This is a genomic window from Pirellulales bacterium, from assembly GCA_035499655.1.
In the GTDB taxonomy this organism is placed as follows: Bacteria; Planctomycetota; Planctomycetia; order Pirellulales; family JADZDJ01; genus DATJYL01.
Genome location: DATJYL010000069.1, coordinates 26,030 through 44,172, shown reverse-complemented (window position 1 = coordinate 44,172; position 18,143 = coordinate 26,030). Strand labels below are relative to the sequence as shown.

The 18,143-nt window shown below is 55.9% G+C and carries 18 protein-coding genes; 11 read left to right on the top strand and 7 right to left on the bottom strand.

Going from position 1 to position 18,143, the window contains the following annotated elements; translation table 11 throughout:
• From VMJ32_05175 to VMJ32_05165, 3 genes are all read left to right on the top strand, one after another.
• The coding region (locus tag VMJ32_05175) for a hypothetical protein (GenBank protein ID HTQ38395.1) at positions 1 to 699 on the top strand (699 nt) is incomplete at its 5' end.
• A 76-nt stretch (positions 700 to 775) separates the two neighbouring features.
• A complete protein-coding gene (locus VMJ32_05170; GenBank protein HTQ38394.1) occupies positions 776 to 1,240 on the top strand; it encodes a DUF4231 domain-containing protein in 465 nt (154 codons plus the stop codon).
• A 183-nt stretch (positions 1,241 to 1,423) separates the two neighbouring features.
• Positions 1,424 to 2,530 (top strand): isocitrate/isopropylmalate dehydrogenase family protein, encoded by a 1,107-nt coding sequence (locus tag VMJ32_05165; protein ID HTQ38393.1) that lies wholly within the window; start codon positions 1,424 to 1,426, stop codon positions 2,528 to 2,530.
• A gap of 118 nt (positions 2,531 to 2,648) precedes the next feature.
• Here the strand turns inward: VMJ32_05165 and VMJ32_05160 are convergent, their stop codons facing one another.
• On the bottom strand, positions 2,649 to 3,524 hold the full coding sequence (locus VMJ32_05160; GenBank protein HTQ38392.1) for a hypothetical protein: 876 nt from the start codon (positions 3,522 to 3,524) through the stop codon (positions 2,649 to 2,651).
• A gap of 422 nt (positions 3,525 to 3,946) precedes the next feature.
• Here VMJ32_05160 and lpxK point away from each other — a divergent pair, with 422 nt between their 5' ends.
• The 5 genes from lpxK (at position 3,947) to VMJ32_05135 (ending at position 9,801) form a co-directional block, all read left to right on the top strand.
• A complete protein-coding gene (gene lpxK / locus VMJ32_05155; protein HTQ38391.1) occupies positions 3,947 to 5,014 on the top strand; it encodes a tetraacyldisaccharide 4'-kinase in 1,068 nt (355 codons plus the stop codon).
• The gene (locus VMJ32_05150; protein HTQ38390.1) at positions 5,011 to 5,787 is read left to right on the top strand and encodes an alpha/beta hydrolase-fold protein; all 777 of its coding nucleotides are present in this window, start codon (positions 5,011 to 5,013) and stop codon (positions 5,785 to 5,787) included. Before lpxK ends, VMJ32_05150 begins: the two co-directional genes overlap by 4 nt.
• A gap of 111 nt (positions 5,788 to 5,898) precedes the next feature.
• Positions 5,899 to 6,696 (top strand): metallophosphoesterase, encoded by a 798-nt coding sequence (locus VMJ32_05145; protein ID HTQ38389.1) that lies wholly within the window; start codon positions 5,899 to 5,901, stop codon positions 6,694 to 6,696.
• 105 nt (positions 6,697 to 6,801) lie between these two features.
• Complete coding sequence (locus VMJ32_05140; GenBank protein ID HTQ38388.1) at positions 6,802 to 7,839, top strand: EF-P lysine aminoacylase GenX; 1,038 nt, start codon at positions 6,802 to 6,804, stop codon at positions 7,837 to 7,839.
• A gap of 222 nt (positions 7,840 to 8,061) precedes the next feature.
• Entirely contained in the window at positions 8,062 to 9,801 is a 1,740-nt protein-coding gene (locus VMJ32_05135; protein ID HTQ38387.1) for a tetratricopeptide repeat protein, read from the top strand.
• A 61-nt stretch (positions 9,802 to 9,862) separates the two neighbouring features.
• Here the strand turns inward: VMJ32_05135 and VMJ32_05130 are convergent, their stop codons facing one another.
• Together VMJ32_05130 and VMJ32_05125 are read right to left on the bottom strand one after the other, a co-directional pair.
• Positions 9,863 to 10,447 carry a nucleotidyltransferase family protein gene (locus VMJ32_05130; protein HTQ38386.1) on the bottom strand — a complete coding sequence of 195 codons (585 nt, stop codon included), beginning with the start codon at positions 10,445 to 10,447 and terminating at the stop codon, positions 9,863 to 9,865.
• 56 nt (positions 10,448 to 10,503) lie between these two features.
• A complete protein-coding gene (locus tag VMJ32_05125) occupies positions 10,504 to 12,285 on the bottom strand; it encodes an NADPH-dependent assimilatory sulfite reductase hemoprotein subunit (protein ID HTQ38385.1) in 1,782 nt (593 codons plus the stop codon).
• Positions 12,286 to 12,533: 248 nt separating this feature from the next.
• On the opposite strand from VMJ32_05125, the gene VMJ32_05120 reads away from it, so the two are divergent.
• From VMJ32_05120 to VMJ32_05110, 3 genes are all read left to right on the top strand, one after another.
• Positions 12,534 to 13,055 carry a phosphatidylglycerophosphatase A gene (locus VMJ32_05120; protein ID HTQ38384.1) on the top strand — a complete coding sequence of 174 codons (522 nt, stop codon included), beginning with the start codon at positions 12,534 to 12,536 and terminating at the stop codon, positions 13,053 to 13,055.
• Between the two features lie 270 nt (positions 13,056 to 13,325).
• Complete coding sequence (folD, locus tag VMJ32_05115) at positions 13,326 to 14,210, top strand: bifunctional methylenetetrahydrofolate dehydrogenase/methenyltetrahydrofolate cyclohydrolase FolD (protein HTQ38383.1); 885 nt, start codon at positions 13,326 to 13,328, stop codon at positions 14,208 to 14,210.
• A gap of 70 nt (positions 14,211 to 14,280) precedes the next feature.
• Positions 14,281 to 14,586, top strand: coding sequence for a hypothetical protein (locus VMJ32_05110; GenBank protein ID HTQ38382.1), 306 nt, complete (start codon positions 14,281 to 14,283; stop codon positions 14,584 to 14,586).
• A gap of 111 nt (positions 14,587 to 14,697) precedes the next feature.
• Here VMJ32_05110 and VMJ32_05105 read toward each other — a convergent pair whose 3' ends face one another.
• From VMJ32_05105 to VMJ32_05090, 4 genes are all read right to left on the bottom strand, one after another.
• The gene (locus tag VMJ32_05105; protein HTQ38381.1) at positions 14,698 to 15,531 is read right to left on the bottom strand and encodes an RNA methyltransferase; all 834 of its coding nucleotides are present in this window, start codon (positions 15,529 to 15,531) and stop codon (positions 14,698 to 14,700) included.
• A 114-nt stretch (positions 15,532 to 15,645) separates the two neighbouring features.
• On the bottom strand, positions 15,646 to 15,894 hold the full coding sequence (gene rpmA, locus VMJ32_05100) for a 50S ribosomal protein L27 (GenBank protein HTQ38380.1): 249 nt from the start codon (positions 15,892 to 15,894) through the stop codon (positions 15,646 to 15,648).
• Between the two features lie 121 nt (positions 15,895 to 16,015).
• On the bottom strand, positions 16,016 to 16,939 hold the full coding sequence (locus VMJ32_05095; protein ID HTQ38379.1) for a hypothetical protein: 924 nt from the start codon (positions 16,937 to 16,939) through the stop codon (positions 16,016 to 16,018).
• A 98-nt stretch (positions 16,940 to 17,037) separates the two neighbouring features.
• A complete protein-coding gene (locus VMJ32_05090) occupies positions 17,038 to 17,946 on the bottom strand; it encodes a rhomboid family intramembrane serine protease (protein ID HTQ38378.1) in 909 nt (302 codons plus the stop codon).
• Between the last annotated feature and the right edge of the window lie 197 nt (positions 17,947 to 18,143).

Genomic DNA, 18,143 nt, shown 5'->3' with positions numbered 1-18,143 from the left:
CAGTGCAACTTGCACAAAAACGATCAAGGAAATTGGGTGCTAGGTGCGCGCGAACTCGGCCCACGCGACTTAGTCAAACGCCATGGTCTGCAAGGGCCCATTGATGATGCGTTCATGGATTCGTTCATCATCGTGCGGCCTACCGGCAAGTCCGGGCGCCCCGAAGTCAACCATTGGGTGCAAACCGAAATGGAACGTGCCATCCGCCAATGGCGCAACCAATTCCGCGGTGAGGCTCGAGTGAAGGACGACACGGCCGTGACCGACGACGATATTGCCGTAAGTAATTTAATCTTGTGGGGCGACGAGCAAAGCAACGCGGTGATCAAGCACATCAACGACAAGCTACCGATCCATTGGCAAGGCGACAACCTGACGGCCGACGAGAAAAAATTCTCGGCGGCCGATCATGTCCCGGTCCTAATTTATCCCAATCCGCTCAATCCCAATCGTTACGTCGTTCTGAACAGCGGCTTCACCTTCCGTGAAAGCGATTATTCCTCCAACGCCAGGCAAGTGCCTCGCTTGCCCGATTGGGCCATTGTCGACATCCGCACCCCGCCAGATATCACGCAACCAGGCAAAATCGAAACCGCCGGCTTTTTCGGTGAGCACTGGGAATTAAATCCGAGCGCGGCGAAGCCGGACCGCAACAAAACGGCGGAACAGACAATACAAAAATTCAAACCATCATCATAAAAAATAGAACATGTGGCTTCTTTTCGCCAGTTTATGAGATTGATAAAACTTAGTGATTGATCAGATGGAATATGTCATGAAAGACTTCAACTATTTAGACGAGCGATTCGATCCTCAACTCAAATATTTTGAAGCAAAGTCGGCCTTTAACCAGCGCCGTTATCTTCTCATGCGACGGCTGATGTTGATTGCAAGTTGGTTGACACCGGTGGCAATCTTCGTCCAATTCCTTGTGGTAAAGGATTGGAGAGACTATTGGGCTATCGTTCCGATGATTCTCTCAACCATCGCCGTTGGTTCTTATCAGTGGGAGGAAGTACATAACTACGGTTCTCAGTGGAGCAAATTTCGCCTGGTGGCTGAGAACCTCAAACACCAGCGAGCTTACTTCGAATTTAAGACGGGACCGTACAATAATTTATCTCCGGAACAATCGCAAAAAATGTTTGTCGAGATTGTGGAAAAGCTACTTGAGGGGACGGACATCAATTACTTCACTCTAATGGTCGATCCACATCGTTCCCCGACCGACAACAAATAAACAGAAGTAGCCACGACAACTTATAGTGCTTCCTGCACGCTGATTATGTTACGTGCTGTGTATTAGCCAGACCTCGTTGACGCTCCGCGCTGCATTTGTTAATTTTCACGAGCAGATTTCGTACGATTTTTTCGAGGGAGTGACGGCGGCAGCGCGCAATTGAAAACTGAAAGCAGAACCATCATGGCACACGATGTTACGTTAATCATGGGCGACGGCACCGGGCCGGAGTTGGCCGAGGCGGCCCGCAAATGCATCGACGCCACGGGCGTCAAAATCAATTGGGATGTGCAAGAGGCGGGCGTCGATGTCATGGCCCGCACCGGCACGCCGCTGCCGGAAGCCACCATGGAAAGCGTCAAGCGGACCAAGTGTGCGCTGAAGGCGCCCATCACCACGCCGGTGGGCACCGGCTTTCGCAGCATCAACGTGTATTTGCGACAGGCGCTGGGGTTGTACGCCTGCGTGCGACCGTGCAAGCAATACAAAGGGGTGCGCAGCTTCTTCGAAAGCGTGCCGGTCGACTTGGTCATCGTCCGCGAAAATACCGAAGACCTGTACGCCGGCGTGGAGTTCGAAAAAGGGAAGCCCGAAACCGCCGACCTCATCAAGTTCATCAACGAAAAATCGACCGGCAACAAAATCAAAACGAGGCCACAAGAAACCGGCGTTTCCATCAAGCCGATCAGCGTTTCGGGCACCGAGCGGATTGTGAAGTATGCGTTTGAGTACGCCCGTAAATACGGCCGCAAGAAAGTCACCAGCGTTCACAAAGCAAACATCATGAAATACAGCGACGGGTTGTGGCTGGAAGTATCGCGGCAGGTGGCGGCCAAGTATCCGGACATCGAATTTGAAGACCGCATTGTCGACAACATGTGCATGCAGTTGGTGCAAAAGCCCGAGTTGTACGACGTGCTGGTGCTGCCGAATTTATATGGCGACGTGCTCAGCGACCTGGCGGCCGGCCTGGTCGGCGGTTTGGGTGTGGCGCCGGGCGCGAACATCGGACCGGACGGGGCCGTGTTCGAAGCCACGCACGGCAGCGCGCCCAAGTACAAAGGCAAAAACAAAGTCAATCCGACGGCGGTCATTCTCTCCGGCATGCTGATGCTGGAACACTTGGGCGAAGCCGACGCGGCCAAGCGCCTGGAAAAAGCCGTGGCCGACGTCATCGCCGAAGGCAAAAGTGTCACGTACGATTTGAAGCCCAACCGCGACGATCCCACCGCCGTTGGCACGCGCGAAATGGCCGAGGCGATTGTGGCCAAGCTGAAACCGGTGCGATAAGCGGGCTTTCACCTATAAGACACAGCGGCTGTACGCAGCGTCTCTCGGAAAGAGGCGTCTACATTCGCCGTTTTGTTTGGCACTGCACCTCAACCGTGCCCCGAATTGCTGCAAAGAATCACTTGGCGGGCGCATCGGCTGCACTCTTTTGCGCGCCGTCGGATTTCGCGGGGGTTTGATCGGCCGCAGGAGGTTGATCTGCTTTACCGGCCGGGGCGGAAGTTTTTTTGCCTGGCTGGCTTTGCATATAGAGTTGTCGCAGGCGTTCCCACTCTTGTTCCTGGCGGCTGGGACCGTGGGGTGTAAGCGCCACATACAGGACCGCCGCTACCAACCACACGGCCGCCACCGCTGCCCAAAACCATATCGGCCGGGTGCGAAGCCAGTCGCCGATATTTTTCGGAGCCGCTTCAATTTCGGAGAGCGCTTCGCCGGCAGTCGAAAGTGGCGAATAGGCTTTTTTCGCCGCGCGGAAACGCGTCCGTTCGGCGGGAAGTAATTCAGCTTCCATCTCGATTGCAACTTGGGGTAGTGCATTCTCCATATCTTCGACGGCAACATCTTCCACGAGTGCGTCGGCTACGATTTGGCCTTCGAAGGAAGCCGACTCTTCCATCGTCTCGGGTAGCTCTGGTTCGATGATGCTTGGTTCATCAAGTTTGATAGGAGTTGCCTGCGGCGGCTCGATATCGGATGGTTGATCAGCTTCGATGCGAGTGAACTTTTGGGGCTCGATGGCGGGTGATGGTGCCTGCTCAAAGAGAATGGGTTTAACTGGCAGTGGTGCAGCGGGTACTGCGAGATGGGGAGCGGGCGCAGCCGGCAAGGAGGCGGGGGGCGTCGCTTGAACCGGAGGTTGGGGCACGATTGGCTGCGCAGTTTTGGAGGCGGGCGGCTGCGGCAGCACTTGCGGCGCTGCCGGAGCGGGAGACGCGACAGGCTTGGGCGCAGTGGTCTTTGGCGCGGGGACTTTCGGCGGAGCTGGAGCGGGCATCACTCGCGCTTTGGGCGCAACTGGCGCCGGAGGCACGGGCGCTTTTGATGTCCCAGAGGCTGGGCCCGCTGGAGCCGGCGCGATCGGCGTTTTGGCAGGCGCTGGGCTTGGAGTTTTAGGGGCACCAGGAGCCGGCGTTTTCGGCGGGGCCTGGGGGGGGGCGGGACCAAAGGCTCCCAACGGAGCCGCTTTGTCCGGATTTTTTCGCAGGAAACCCATGAGCTTCAAAAACCCTTTCATTTTGTCGGATCATCCCCCGATGCCGACCGACAGAACACACCTTTAAGTAAATTTAGCTGCGCCGCCGGTGAATGCAAGCATTTGCTCCCCTCGTAAATGCCCTCTGGAACGCATTGGCAACCCGCTAGAATTCGAGTCTGTTTCGTGGCGTTTCTACGTTCATTTTCTGCGAGATTTTTTTCTTGCTCAATGCGGTCGATTTTCGCGAACTGGTCAGCGGTCGGCGGCGTGGCCCGATGGCAAGCCTGCTGCGCGGTCTGTTGCGCTGGGCTGAATCTCTCTACACCTGGATAGTGGTAGGTCGAAATAAAGCCTTTGAATCCGGCCGAAAGGCAAGCCAAAAAATCGGCATCCCCGTCGTGAGTGTGGGAAACCTGACGCTGGGGGGGACCGGCAAAACGCCGCTGGTCGAATGGATCGCCCGATGGTTTTTGAACCGCGGCATTAAAATTGCCCTGGTCAGTCGTGGATACAAATCTTCCAACGGCGCGCCGAACGACGAAGCCCAAGAGCTGGCGCAAAAGTTACCCGGCGTGGTTCATTTACAAAATCCGGATCGTGTTGCTGCCGCTCGATTGGCGGTCCGAGAATTTCAGAGCGAACTGATTATTCTCGACGACGCCTTTCAGCATCGCCGCATCGCGCGGGATTTGGACATCGTACTTTTGGATGCGCTCGAGCCCTTCGGCTTCGGCCATGTTTTTCCACGCGGCATGTTGCGCGAACCGATCGCCGGAATGAGCCGGGCCAATCTGGCAGTGCTCACGCGGGCCGACATGGTAAATGAAGTTGAGCGCGCCCGAATTCGCGGCATCGTGGAGCGCTATGCGCCTCAAATCGCTTGGGTCGAATGCCGCCACGCCCCGCGCAGTTTGCTGGCCGCCGACGGACAAGAAGAATCGCTGGGCGCGCTGCGGGGTAGGCAGGTGGCGGCTTTTTGTGGGCTGGGGAATCCAGCGGGTTTTCGCCACACGCTTGCCGAGTGCGGCTGCAATGTTGTCGCCTGGCGAGAGTTCCCCGACCATTTTATTTACAATAATAATACGGTGGACGAGTTGGCTCGTTGGACGGCTTTGCACGGCGCAGATGTTGCAGTGTGCACGCATAAAGACCTGGTAAAGCTGCCCGTGAACAAATTGGGCGACCGGCCGCTGCGAGCCGTGCTAGTGGGTTTGGAATTTTTGCGCGGACAGGATGCATTGGAAGCAAAATTAAAAACACTATTGCCCCTGGTATCGAGTCCAAAATGACAGACCACTCCGAACTGGCATCAGCCGGGCAAGCTACCGGATGGTCAACCGTTTCTGTCGCGGGCAAGCCGTGCGATGCGTTTCAGCCATCCTCTCCGCATCCGCATGGTTTTGTAGTGATCTATTTGCACGGCGTGCATCAGAATCGGCTGAGCGACAAGCCCGCCTTTACAGCGGAGTTTGCCCGGCATGGCTTACGCGTGATCGCCCCCCTGACCGGTCGCAGTTGGTGGACCGACCGCATTTGCCCCGAGTTTGACGAGCAGATTACCGCGCATCGGCACGTAACGGACAACGTGCTACGGTATGTCGCCGCAGCTTGGAATGCAGCGCCGCCGCAAATTGCGCTCTTGGGCACCAGCATGGGAGGCCAGGGCGCGCTGCGGCTGGCTTTCAAGCATCCCAGCATATTTCCGGTGACGGCGGCGATTTCGCCGGCTATCGATTATCACTTGCGGTGGAACGAAGGAGATGAAACACTCCCGCAAATGTATGTCGACCAGGAAGCCGCTCGGCAAGATACGGCCACGCTCCACGTGCACCCGCTCAATTGGCCGCGGCATGTGTGGTTTTGCTGCGACCCAAGCGACCGTCGTTGGCACGAAAGCGCCGAGCGGTTGCATTCCAAATTGGTCGCTCTCGGCATTGGCCACGATTACGATTTGGAAACCAGCGGCGGCGGACACGGGTTCGAGTATTACAACCGGATGACGCCGGCGGCAATGCAATTTATTGTGGATCGCTTGGAACGCGAACGGTTGCGAGTGGTGTGAATTAAATCCTTCTGGTGACAAGTCGCCGGCTGGACAGTACATTGCTGGCCTGGATTGACACAATTTCTGACTCTTAATGCTCGATTCCTAACACCCCGAATCTCTTGATCCATGCGACTGGTCTGGTTGACGGATATTCATTTGAACTTTCTCGCTGACGACGAGACAGCGCGCTTTTTGTCCTTGGTTCGCGCGCGCGAAGCCGACGCAATTTTGCTGACCGGCGATATTGGCGAAGCACACAGCGTGGTTCCGCTATTGGAACGATTGGACGACGTCTGGCAGCGGCCCATTTATTTTGTCCTGGGCAACCACGATTTTTACGGTGGATCGATTGCCGGCGTGCGGGCAGAGGTAACGGCCCTTTCGCGGCGCCATCCCCGGCTGGTTTATTTGACTGCGTCGGAGGTGGTAACGCTCACAGGCAGTGTGGGACTAATCGGCGACGACGGTTGGGCCGATGCCCGACTGGGGAATTATGTGCAATCGTACGTGATGATGAACGATTACCGGCTGATCGCCGAGCTAGCGCCGCTAACCAAGGAATTTCGTTGGCCCAAACTGAAGGAGTTAGGCGACCTGTCCGCGAAGCACATTCGTCGGATATTGCCGGCTGCCTTGACGCGGTTTCCCGAGGTCATTTTGGCGACGCACGTGCCCCCCATGCGCGAGGCATGCTGGCACGAAGGACAATTATCCAACGACGAATGGTTGCCGCACTTCACCTGCAAAGCAATGGGAGACGCCATTTTGGAAATCATGCGTGCCACGCCGCAACGGAAGCTAACGGTATATTGTGGTCACACACATAGCGCTGGAATTTGCCAACCATTGTCCAACGTGACCATTCACACCGGCAGTGCAAAATACGGCGAGCCGGCCGTGCAACAGATAATCGAGTTGAAATAGTACTATCCAGCGCCACATCCTGCTTACTTACCGCTGACCAAGCCATCGCTGCTTTGCCCCATCAGCCTCATCATGTAGAACTGCCGCCGGCCGCATGCTTACCCCATGTCCGATTTTCTTCCCACCGCATCGTTGGCCACTCTTCGTTTACGGGCCGAACTATTGGCGCGGGTGCGGCAGTTCTTTGCAGAGCAGGGATTTCTCGAAGTTGAAACGCCCATTCTGTCGGCCGACGTAACGATCGATCGGCATCTCGATCCAATGTCGACAGTTTTGGCTGACGATCCGCGAACACCGGACGTGGGTCGACGTCTGTGGCTGCAAACCTCGCCCGAGTTTGGCATGAAGCGCCTGTTGGCCGCCGGGGCCACGGCGATTTACCAAATCTCACGGGCCTTCCGCAACAGTGAAGTTGGCCTGCTGCACAATCCGGAATTCACGATGGTGGAATGGTATCGGGCGGGAGACGACATGGCCGCTGGCATGATGCTGCTCTCCGAAGTGTGCCAAACACTGCTCGGTCTACAAGAGGCGGAGCGAGTAAGCTTTGCGGGGGCTTTTCAACGGCATGTGGGAATCGATCCCCACACGGCCACTACGGCGGAATTGGCCATGGCGGCCAAGCAAAACGGAATTGCCGTGCCGGCCGGTTTGGGAGATGATCGCGCCGGTTGGCTGAACGTGCTGTTGGCCGAATGCGTGGAACCGCATTTGGGTCAGGTGACGCCGATCATTGTCTACGATTATCCGGCCAGCCAGGCGGCGCTGGCCAAAATTCGAATTGATGAAAGACCTTCAATGTTGGGAAGTGGCGAAGTCTCGTTGAGTAAAATACGCTCGCCATACTCCAGCCCGGCGGTGGCCGAGCGATTCGAGTTGTATGTGCGGGGTGTAGAACTAGCCAACGGCTACCACGAACTGCTCGACGCCGCCGAATTGCGGCGACGCAACGCCGCCGCCAATGCCGCCCGAGTGGCGCAGGGCAAACCGGCGTTGCCGGAGGAAAGTCGTTTGCTGGCGGCGATGGAGTCGGGACTGCCAGCGTGTACCGGTGTGGCGCTGGGTTTTGATCGATTGGTGATGCTGGCGGCCGGCGCGAAGTCGCTGGCGGAAGTGCTGGCATTTTCCATCGACCGCGCTTAAAACGAGAAATGAGTTTGCACTGAATTCTTCGGCCGGATTTCCGGGGGCTGGTTTGGAATATCAATCCGCCGCACTTTCGTAATTTTTGTTATCAAATGTCGTTTGACGCTGTTCTCGGCACTGTTAACTTCGCATAGCGTCAGCGGCAGTTACACGTAATAATAGAAGTGTCTACAGAAACCGTCGCGAGAATATTTCGCTTTAGTCCCAACGGAGTGTCCCATGTCGTTCCGATTTGCAAGTTCGCGTTTGATTTGCTTGAGTGTGGCAGTCATCGGCACGACATTGTGGTGCACAGGCGTGTCCCGGGCAGAAAACGCTGGCCAGGACGATCTCGATTCTGCAAGCGATAAAAAACTCGCCGCGGAAAGCCTGGATGATTTGTCGCAAGTTGTCAACTTGTGCGAAAGCGCCTTGAAAAAGGGGCTGGATGCCAGTAACACCGAATTCGCGAATAATCTGCTGACAGGGACCTTGTTGGAACGGGCCAGCGTGCTCTCCAAAAAAATCGTGCAGGATAAACCAGCCGGTTGGGCCCAGTTGCGCATTTTGGCGATGGGCGATTTAGAAAAGGCGCTAAAAATCAATCCACAACTGGCGCCTGCCCAATTGATGATTGCCCGTTTGCAGCAGCTTCCAGGGGGCGATCATGCGGCCGCGCTTAAAGCGGCACAGACAGCGCTAGATTTGTCCAAAGATAAGCAGGAAGATCAGGTCGAAGCGCTGGTGCTCTTGGCCGACTTGAGCGACGAGCCGGACAAAAAACTCGATTATTTCAGCCAGGCGCTCAAAATCGCCCCCAATAACTTGGAAGCGTTGCGGCAACGCGGCATGTTCCTGTTGTTGTCGGGCAAGGTGCAGGAAGCGACCGCCGATTTAGACGCCGCCGCTAAAGCCGACCCGGACAATCCTGAATTGCAGGAAATCCGTGGCCTGGCCTGGTTCACGCTCAAGCAAAACGACCAAGCCATCGATGCGTTTAGCGAAGAAATTAAGCTGCTGCCCAATGCAGCCGCCCCGTACATGCATCGGGCGCAAGTCTACGCAGCTGAAAAGAAAACCAAGGAAGCCCTGGATGACCTCGACCACGCCGTAAAAAACGAACCCGACAAATTGGAGCATGTCGTTGAGACGCTGCGACTGCGTGCTGTGGTGCATCAGCAAGCCGGTGACACCAAGGCGGCCCGCGCCGATGTAGATGAAGCCCTTAAAGATGTTCCCGACTGGGCCCCGGCCTTGGAATTAAGGGCCATTTTATCGACGGCCGAGAAAGATTATGCGCAAGCCATCGACGACTCGCTGACGTTGTTAAAAAAATCTCCTCACAATCCGGAATTACTCGATCAATTGGGCGTGCTTTACGAAGCCAACAAGCAGCCGCGCAAGGCAATTGCCACCTATAGCGAAGCGTTGACAGCCAACCCGGAAAGTTTATCCGCCTTGCGCGGCCGGGCCGATGCTTACTTGAGCGTTGGCAAACACGCCGAGGCCGTGGCCGATTACGAATCGGCCCTGAAAATCAATCCGGAGGATCTAGGTGTGCTCAATAATTTGGCCTGGGTGCTGGCCACTTCGCCCGACGACAATGTACGAAACGGTAAACGCGCCATCGAATTGGGCACGCAGGCCGCCAAGCAAAGCGATTACAAACAGGCCTATATTTTAAGCACGCTGGCCGCCAGTTACGCCGAATCGGGCGATTTCGACGCCGCCCGCCAATGGTCGCAAAAGGCAGTTGACTTAGGCAGCGACGACGCAGACGTGAACACCCAACTCAAAAAAGAATTGAGCAGCTACGAGAGCAAAAAACCCTGGCGAGAAAAGCAGGTGATTGACGAAAAGAAAGACTCTGAATCATCCGCCCCGCCGGATGCCAACTCGTCGGCCAAAAAGCTCCCCGCGCCCCCGCCGCTAAAGAATGCCGGTTCCACAGCGAACGATACGACAACAAAGAACGAGTAATCGGCTCTACTAGCGGGACGTTGGTAAAAATAGTCGGCGGACGCTGATTGTCGCAAAGCATTCAACCGCCAGGCGTATCTAACAGCTGCTGCAATCGCACGGCCAACGTGTTGGGAAAACGTGTCGGCCAGCTCTGATCGATCAAGCCGACGTCAATCATGTCGCGCAAATGAGTGCGGTCTTTATCACGAAATGACGTCAGCTTCATGCGCACCAGCGCTTCCAACTGGAGCATCTGGAAATCTTTGCCCCGCTCCGATTCAGTCATCTCCGCCGCCGGCGTCTCGTAACCCGGTTTCACTTTCTCGCCGGCAAACAAAATATGCACGGCATCGCGCACTTTCGCCGTGGGGCTGTCCAGAAACGATTCGACGTCCAATACGTGCGCATGATAAAACCCCGCCGCTTCCAACGCAGTCGTGACAGCGGGAAAATCGGCGCGGCGAACCAGAATATCGACATCTTGCGTGTTTCGCACGGCCGCTTCGTCCACACGCGACACCCACGCAGCCACCGCGTTCCCCCCGGCAACTGCGTAAGGAATGCCTGCTTTTTCTAACGCCGCTGTGGCTCGCAACAAACGTTCGCGCACTTTTTCCACGGCCCGAATCATCCTCTCCCAAGAGACTTCGCCATAGGTCGCCATAACAGTAATGTTAACAACCCGGCGAACAGGCTCATAGGGTTTCCGGTGTGCTCACTTTACACCGCGGTGCTTTGAGCCGCATATTGGTCCGTCCAAGCCCGTAAGTCCTCGGCCCCTTTGCGATGGCAAAAATCGCCAAAAGTCTCCCCTTCCTGGCGCGCGTGCTTGAAATATACAAACAGTGGTGCCAGCGTCGACACCACTTCTTCGGCCGGCACTAAATCTTTGTAGATAAAGTTCAGCCGATCTCCCAGCAGCCGTCCTCCCACAAACACGGTGTACTTGCCCACGGTTTTGCCGACCAGACCAATGTCGCAATTGTAAGGGCGTGCGCAGCCGTTGGGGCAGCCCGTCATGCGGAGCGTGAAGTTTTCGCGAGACAAACCAAGCTTAGCCAATTCCATCTCCAGTTGATCGATCATCCCCGGCAGCGCCCGTTCGCTTTCGGTAATCGCCAGGCCGCACGTCGGAAAGGCCACGCAGGCCATCGACCACCGCCGGATGTTGGAAATTTCTTCCGTCAACGGCACGTGATGCCGCCGTAAAATCTCCTCCAATGAACCACGTGCCTCGGAGGGTAGGTCGCAAAACAAAAGGCTTTGGTGCGCGGTCAGCCGGATGCTGGGCCATAGCGTGCGACACACCTCGCGCAGTGCGGTTTTAAGCTGGATGTGCTCGTCGTCTTTGATGCGGCCGTTTTCAATGTTCAATCCGTAGAACATACGGCCGTCGCCTTGTTCATGCCAGCCCATGTGATCGTCAAACCCGACTACGTCTTCAGGGTCGGGTTCCGCCAGTGGCTGACCATAGTATTCCTCAACCTTAGCTTTGAACCAATCTAGCCCGTGGTTGGCGATCACGTATTTTAAGCGGGCCACTTTGCGGTCGACACGGTTGCCATAATCTCGCTGCACCTTGACAATGGCCATGCACACATCGATGACCTGTTGCGGCTCGACGAACGCCATCCGCTTGGCGACGGCAGGAAAAGTTTTAGCGGCACTTGGGGTCACTCCCATCCCGCCGCCGACCAGCACGTTGTAACCCACAATCCGCCAGTCCCGGCAAATGGCCATCAGGCCTACGTCATTGGCGTACAAATCGACGCAATTATCGCCAGGCAAGCCAATAGCGAATTTGAATTTACGGGGCAGATACGTGGGGCCATAAATGGGTTCCATCTCGGTCTGGCCGTTGCCCGTTGTTTCGCCGGAATGACGGCCGTTGGTGCCGCTACCGCCCAAATATTGTTCTTCGCCGGTGCCTAGATCGCGCAGCCAAATTTCGTGGTAGGCCTGTGTGTGGGGAGTAAAGTGCACAGCCAGTTGATCGGCCAAAGTTTGCATTTCAGCATGCACCGGATCGCCATAGTGTGGCGCGGGGCAACACATGACGTTGCGCTTCACGTCGCCGCAAGCGGCCAATGTGGAAAGCTTGATTTCGTTGATTCGCCGAATGGTTTCCTGCAAACTGCGTTTTGGAATGCCATGCAATTGCAGTCCTTGTCGGCTGGTGATGCGCAGCGTGCCGTTGCCCAATTCGTCGCACAAATCTAGCTCGCCCAACAATTGATCCGCCGTAAGTTTGCCGCCGGGTATCGCCGAACGGACCATAAAAATATATTGCCGCAGGCTTTTGCCCCCCTCTTGCTTCACGCGGTTCTCACGGTCGTCTTGTTGATACGTGCCGTGAAATTTCAGCAGCGCCGAGTTATCCTTGTTGAATTTGTCCCCGGGCTCGGCTAACTCCTGGGCAATCGTTCCGCGCAGATAATTGCTGTTCAGCTTGACGCTTTCAGCAGCGGACAACTTTGCAGGAGCGGGTTCGTGTTCGGCCATATGGGCTAGTGGCTGCAAAAGAAAGGGCTGGAGAAATTGTACTTTGCGGCCAGTCAGGCAGATACCAAAAGAATGATGGATTCAATGGCAAGCTAAAATCACCGTCTCCCGGCAGATTTCAATGCTATTGATAACAATCGACGAATGTTTAGTAAGATTATGATAATTATTACCATTTGATGCTTGCGGTCAAGCGATGATAACCTTACACCGACTGGGCAGCGAGAGCAATCTACCATCTCACGAATATGAAACGTCAGTCACAAAGCAGCGTTTCCCAATCCCCTGCGGCCTTGGTCTGGCGGCACCCGGCGGTTGTTTTGGCGACAGGTTTTTGGATCGGCCGTGTCCCGTTTGCCCCGGGAACGTTCGGCACACTGCTTGGCCTACCGCTGGCCTGGGGCATTAGTTTCATCCCAAACGTCTGGCTTCAGGCCACCGCCGTTCTTGCCGTATGCATCGTCGGTGTTCCCATCTGTACCACGGCCGCTCGGTTGCTCGGCGGCGCAAAAGACCCACAGATGGTTGTGCTGGATGAAATTGCCGCCATGCCCATCACCTTCTTCCTTGTTTCGCACGATACGTTGTCACGTCCCTTGGTTCTTCTGGCAGGCTTTGTTCTCTTCCGCATTTTTGATATCACCAAGCCGCCGCCTGCCCGACAGTTGGAATACTTGCCCATGGGACTGGGAATTATGGCTGACGATTGGGCGGCCGGGGTCTACTCCTGCCTCGTGTTGCACGCCATACTTTGGGCTGGTTGGCTGTAAAATAATTCACCGCAGAGACGCGGAGAGCAGCGCACAGAAAACAGGAAGCCACAGATAAACACGGATGAAAACAGATAAAACTGGAAATGCTGGCAGCGGACAATTCGAAAATCCATTGTTCAATGCGGGCATTTGAAGAAATCAGGATTCAATGATTGCCCGGTTTTCTAAATGACTTCATCTGTGTTTATCCGCGTTCATCTGTGGTTTCTAGACTCTGCTCTTCTCAGCGTCCTCTGCAGTTCAAATGATGCCTAAAGGGTTTGCTAAATGACCGCTAAACTGCTCGATGGCAAAGCACTGGCCACAAAATTACAGGTCAAGCTGCAAACCCAGGTGGCGCAGTTCAAAGCGCAATCGGGAATCACGCCCTGCTTGGCGGCGGTCCTAGTGGGCGAAAATCCGGCCAGCGAAGTGTATGTGCGCAACAAGCGGCAAGCTTGCGAGCGCGTGAGCATGGCCAGCCAGCTGCACCGCCTGCCTGCCGAAGCCGCGCAGCGAGACTTGCTGCACCTGATCGCCAAATTGAATAATGTCTCTGGCGAGCATGCAGTGCATGGTATCTTGGTGCAGCTTCCATTGCCCAAGCAAATCGACGAAAAGGCCATTCTCGACGCCGTCCATCCGCTGAAAGATGTCGACGCCTTTCACCCGGAAAACGTGGGCCGGCTGGTCCAAGGCCGTCCGCGGTTTCTGCCCTGCACTCCGCAGGGCATTCAACAATTATTGGTCCACAACCATATCGAAACCGCCGGCAAGCATGTGGTGGTGCTGGGCCGGAGCGAAATCGTCGGCAAGCCTATCGCCCTAATGCTGGTGCAACGCGGCGCCGGAGCCGATGCCACAGTCACCATTTGCCACAGCCGTACACACAATTTGCCCGACATCACGCGCCAGGCCGATATCCTCATTGCCGCCATCGGCCAACCGCGGTTCGTCAAAGCCGATATGATTCGGCCCGGGGCGACGGTCATCGACGTGGGCATCAACCGCGTCGATGGCAAACTGTGCGGCGATGTCGATTTTGACGCCGTGCGCCAAGTGGCCGGCGCCATTACGCCTGTTCCCGGCGGCGTCGGCCCACTCACGATCACCATGCTCTTGGAAAACACGCTAAAAGCGGCCAAACTCCAGATCGCCAATCACGGCCAATAAAACAGCGATAGGACCGCACGGCATGTTGTTTCGATCTCTTTTCATGTAATTCCTTTCAAGCGAGGTCACCATGTCTGAAAACTCAAGTGAGAACTCCATCACCGTGGAATTCAACGTCTTGCTGTTTGTGTTCCTGGCCATCGTCGGCGTCGCCCTATTCGCTTTGAGTGATCGGGCCAAAGGCCTTTCCTTCGAAGGCGTAATGTTTGTCAGTGCCATCGATGCTGTGCGTTATACCGTCATGCTCCTCATCGGCAGTTTTTTTGTCAAAGAATTTTGGGGCCGGTTGATTTCAAATCTATTTCCTGTTCGAGCGATCAATTATCGGGAGGCAGTTGCCATCCTGTTGATTTGTGGATTGTTTTTCGGGCGATAAAAGGACGCTTAGCGTGCATTTCGCTTCAATGTAGCGGCGGCTGTCCTCAGCCGCTTGCAGGTCGCTGGAGACAGCGATCACTACACTCGCTAAAACGATGTGACAATCGCCCTAGCGTCGTTGCCGCAGCGCTTCGTAAAACAACACGGCGGCCGCGGCGGATACGTTCAAACTGTCAGCAGCCCCGCACATCGGCAAGCGAATGGCCGTAATGTCGCCACGTATTGAATCGCCGGGTCTTGAATCGCCACGTTTTGAATCGCTCCACCACGCATCCGAAAGCCCCGCCGCTTCGCTCCCCAACACCACCGCACATGGCCCGGTAAAATCGCAGGTGGTATAATTGACTGCCCCATCCACTCGGGCGGCGAAAATCTTAAGATTTTGTGTCCGCAGCCAGGCGATGGTTTCCTCACTGCTGGCCGCTACCACCGGCAGCGTGAAAATGGCTCCCAAACTGGCCCGGATGGCATTGGGATTGTAAAGATCAACGCCCCCCCCGGCGACAATCACTGCGGAAACACCCGCTCCGTCGGCGCTGCGCAACACCGCCCCCAGGTTGCCCGGTTTTTCCACGCCTTCCAGCACCGCCACTAGCGGATTGTCCGGCAGCCACAAATCATTCAAATTGCGCTGTGGCGTTTCGGCCACGGCCAGCACCCCTTCTTCCCGGCTTCCATAAGCCAGCACCGAGTAAACCGCCGGGCTGACTTCAAACTGGACCGCGGCGGTTTTTTCCAGTCGCCGCAACAACCGTTGGCACTCGGCGCCGTCGCACTGCTCAAGGCAAACAAACACTTCCTGCAGCTTCATTCCGCCGTCTAAGGCCCGGCCAATTTCACGTACGCCATTGATCATGAACCGCCCCTGTGCGGCGCGCTGCCGCGGGTTGCGCAACTTGGCGGCTGCTTTCACGCGCGGATTGGCGGTGCTGGTGATTTTCATGCTGCGCAATAAAAAAGGACACCAATGGGTGTCCTCCTATCATATTCGATTTGCTAAGCCGCAAGCGGATGGATCACGAACAGGTCGATTGCACTACGAAAGTAATCAACAAACTTAATTCGCATCCACCACGTTCACCCGGCGACCGTTGCGGTCGAACTTCACCACGCCGGGAACCAGGGCGAATAGTGTGAAATCTTTGCCTTGCCCCACGCCACGGCCGGGGTGATAGGTGTTGCCTACTTGCCGGATGATAATGTTCCCCGCAATGACCGCTTCGCCGGCATATCGCTTGACGCCGCGGCGTTGGCCGGCGGAATCTCGCCCATTGCGGCTGGAGCCTTGACCCTTCTTATGTGCCATGGCGGAATAGGGATTAGAGGGTAGGGATTAGGGTGTAGGAGATAGAGACAAGAAGCGGCGCTCGGCAAACCGGCGGTCCTGGTTCTATGTCCAATGTTGACCAATTGACGAATCTAACTTTCTACCGGAAAACCCACTCGTGGTCAATCTGTCCCGGTGTGCCGAAGTAAATTTCCTCCTTGTCCGGCTCATGTTCGTCGCCCGGCCGCCAGAAATTCAGCTTCAGCGTTTTTTGGGCGTAAAGTCGCCCCGTGCCGGGTACATCACCCTGTTTGTAGGCCCCCGGCGGATCAGCAAACCGGTAAGCGTTGGTGAGTCCCTTCACATAGATGTTGAAAAAATCGATCCGAGGGTCAATGTATTCCCACGTGGCCACGCCCCACACGCTGTGGTCGTCGTCGGCCGTACTCAGCGGAATCGGCTTCTCGCCCATTTGCACGGTATTGAGCAGCGTGCGATGCGGATCTTCGCGTGCTTCAATGGCGTCCACGGCCAGCGGCATGACACGGTCAAGATACGCCTTTTTGAACTGCGGACTTTCCAACACGAATTGCGGATGGAAATAAATCGGATCGGTCATCGGCTGATTCGCCGCCAGGCTTTGGTTTTTGCCGCCGTCCGGATCGGCTTCCAAATGCTGGCCCAAATTTTTCACGTGGTACACCATGTACCATACCATGCGGCGGTCCATTTTGCCGTCGGCCAGCGGCATGTCGATGTTGATAATCCGCAGCGGCTTGAAGCTGAACTCCAAATACCACACGCCGCGGCGGAAGGGAATTTCTTTGGTCAGCGATTGCAGCGTCGTGCTGGCGCTTTGCGTTTCCGGCTTCCAATCGAGTTGCTGGCCAGCCGATTGAATTTCCACAATGTCGTGCGTGGTAACAGTATCTTGCGGATTGGGCTCCGCCGGTATCGTCGTTTCCACGCCCGGTCCCAGTTTGCGATACCCCTTCGGTGGATCAGAAGCAAAGGCTTGCAGCGCGCAAATCACAACCACAAAAAGCGCGGCACAAGAAAGGCGGAAGAACTTTCGATTCAGCATGATTGCGCACCGATTACGGAGATAAGAAGCGCCCAAGAAACTCGCTCTTTCCAGTATAATTGCCGCTTTTGGCTGCGGTCAAACAGGCAAAAGGCCGCTTACCGTCGCCGCTGCTGCTGATACCGCCGGCTGGCGTCGGCGAGGAATTGGCGTTCTTCGGCCGTCAGGCTGCTTTCGCCGCTAGTGCTGATTTTTTCCAGCAGTTGGTCGACACGCTGCTGAATGCGGCCGGTCGTGAGATAATCGTCAGGAGGTGCTTCGACTTCATCGGGTTCGGAATGGACACGCAATTTCGGCCCCCGCCGCGGTAAGCTAAACGACCCCGTTGACCAACCCCGCGGCCATAACCGGAACAAACTCCAGCCGGTGCGGTAGTACAAAAAGCCAAACGCCGCCCCACCCAAATGCGCCCAGTGGGCGACCGTGCTTTCGTGGCTTTGAGTGCCGAGCAAATCGATAAGAATGTACGCGCCGACGAACACCGCAGCCGGAACAGGAATGGGAATAGGAAACAGTATGAGCGTTCGGCGAGGAAAATGGCACGCAAAAATTACCGCCACACCCATAATGGCGCCGGAAGCGCCGACGACAGGATGTTCGGAATGTGTGGCAGATGTAATGACCGCATAGAACAAACCGGACAGGATAATCAGGCTCAGATACAGCTTGTAAAACTCGCGCTTGCCGTAAACCGTTTCCACCTCTGCGCCAAACACAAACAAGCCAATCATGTTGAATAGCAAGTGAAAAATGCTGGACGGATCGTGCACGAATCCATAGGTGAGCAGCTGGTAGAAATCCCAGGGATGCTGGAATAAATCGGGCTGGAGCCCTAAATGTTGTGTGATCCAGTTTCCTGTAATTGGATTCGTGGGCAGAAAGAAGCCTACGACTTCGACCGCCACGTTAATGGCAATCAGCGTGGCCACGGCCGACCAGTTGGCGGCGGCGGCCAGACGGATGCCGGGGCGATCTTCACGGTAATAATCGCGGTCGTAGAGACCCATGGGAGTCTTCGGCGGTAAGCAGTATGTGGCAGGCGCAGGTTAGCCCGACCGTGTAGGTCAAAATGCAGAGTTAAGCGTCCAATCTTCGTTTAGCCGCGACCCGCAAGGGGGCGGTGAAAACCCACCGTAATAGTATCGCTCAAAGATTGTACGAGGCAATGTCGCTGACAGTGCGATAACAGGCCAGATATGTTTGT

Coding starts and splice junctions, on each gene's coding strand:
- VMJ32_05110 (HTQ38382.1), top strand. CDS start 14,281: ATGTCTGAAAACTCAAGTGAGAACTCCATCACCGTGGAATTCAACGTC.
- folD (HTQ38383.1), top strand. CDS start 13,326: ATGACCGCTAAACTGCTCGATGGCAAAGCACTGGCCACAAAATTACAG.
- VMJ32_05135 (HTQ38387.1), top strand. CDS start 8,062: ATGTCGTTCCGATTTGCAAGTTCGCGTTTGATTTGCTTGAGTGTGGCA.
- VMJ32_05130 (HTQ38386.1), bottom strand. CDS start 10,447: ATGGCGACCTATGGCGAAGTCTCTTGGGAGAGGATGATTCGGGCCGTG.
- VMJ32_05090 (HTQ38378.1), bottom strand. CDS start 17,946: ATGGGTCTCTACGACCGCGATTATTACCGTGAAGATCGCCCCGGCATC.
- VMJ32_05145 (HTQ38389.1), top strand. CDS start 5,899: ATGCGACTGGTCTGGTTGACGGATATTCATTTGAACTTTCTCGCTGAC.
- VMJ32_05105 (HTQ38381.1), bottom strand. CDS start 15,531: ATGAAAATCACCAGCACCGCCAATCCGCGCGTGAAAGCAGCCGCCAAG.
- VMJ32_05150 (HTQ38390.1), top strand. CDS start 5,011: ATGACAGACCACTCCGAACTGGCATCAGCCGGGCAAGCTACCGGATGG.
- VMJ32_05160 (HTQ38392.1), bottom strand. CDS start 3,524: ATGCCCGCTCCAGCTCCGCCGAAAGTCCCCGCGCCAAAGACCACTGCG.
- rpmA (HTQ38380.1), bottom strand. CDS start 15,894: ATGGCACATAAGAAGGGTCAAGGCTCCAGCCGCAATGGGCGAGATTCC.
- VMJ32_05170 (HTQ38394.1), top strand. CDS start 776: ATGAAAGACTTCAACTATTTAGACGAGCGATTCGATCCTCAACTCAAA.
- VMJ32_05120 (HTQ38384.1), top strand. CDS start 12,534: ATGAAACGTCAGTCACAAAGCAGCGTTTCCCAATCCCCTGCGGCCTTG.
- VMJ32_05095 (HTQ38379.1), bottom strand. CDS start 16,939: ATGCTGAATCGAAAGTTCTTCCGCCTTTCTTGTGCCGCGCTTTTTGTG.
- VMJ32_05165 (HTQ38393.1), top strand. CDS start 1,424: ATGGCACACGATGTTACGTTAATCATGGGCGACGGCACCGGGCCGGAG.
- VMJ32_05125 (HTQ38385.1), bottom strand. CDS start 12,285: ATGGCCGAACACGAACCCGCTCCTGCAAAGTTGTCCGCTGCTGAAAGC.
- VMJ32_05140 (HTQ38388.1), top strand. CDS start 6,802: ATGTCCGATTTTCTTCCCACCGCATCGTTGGCCACTCTTCGTTTACGG.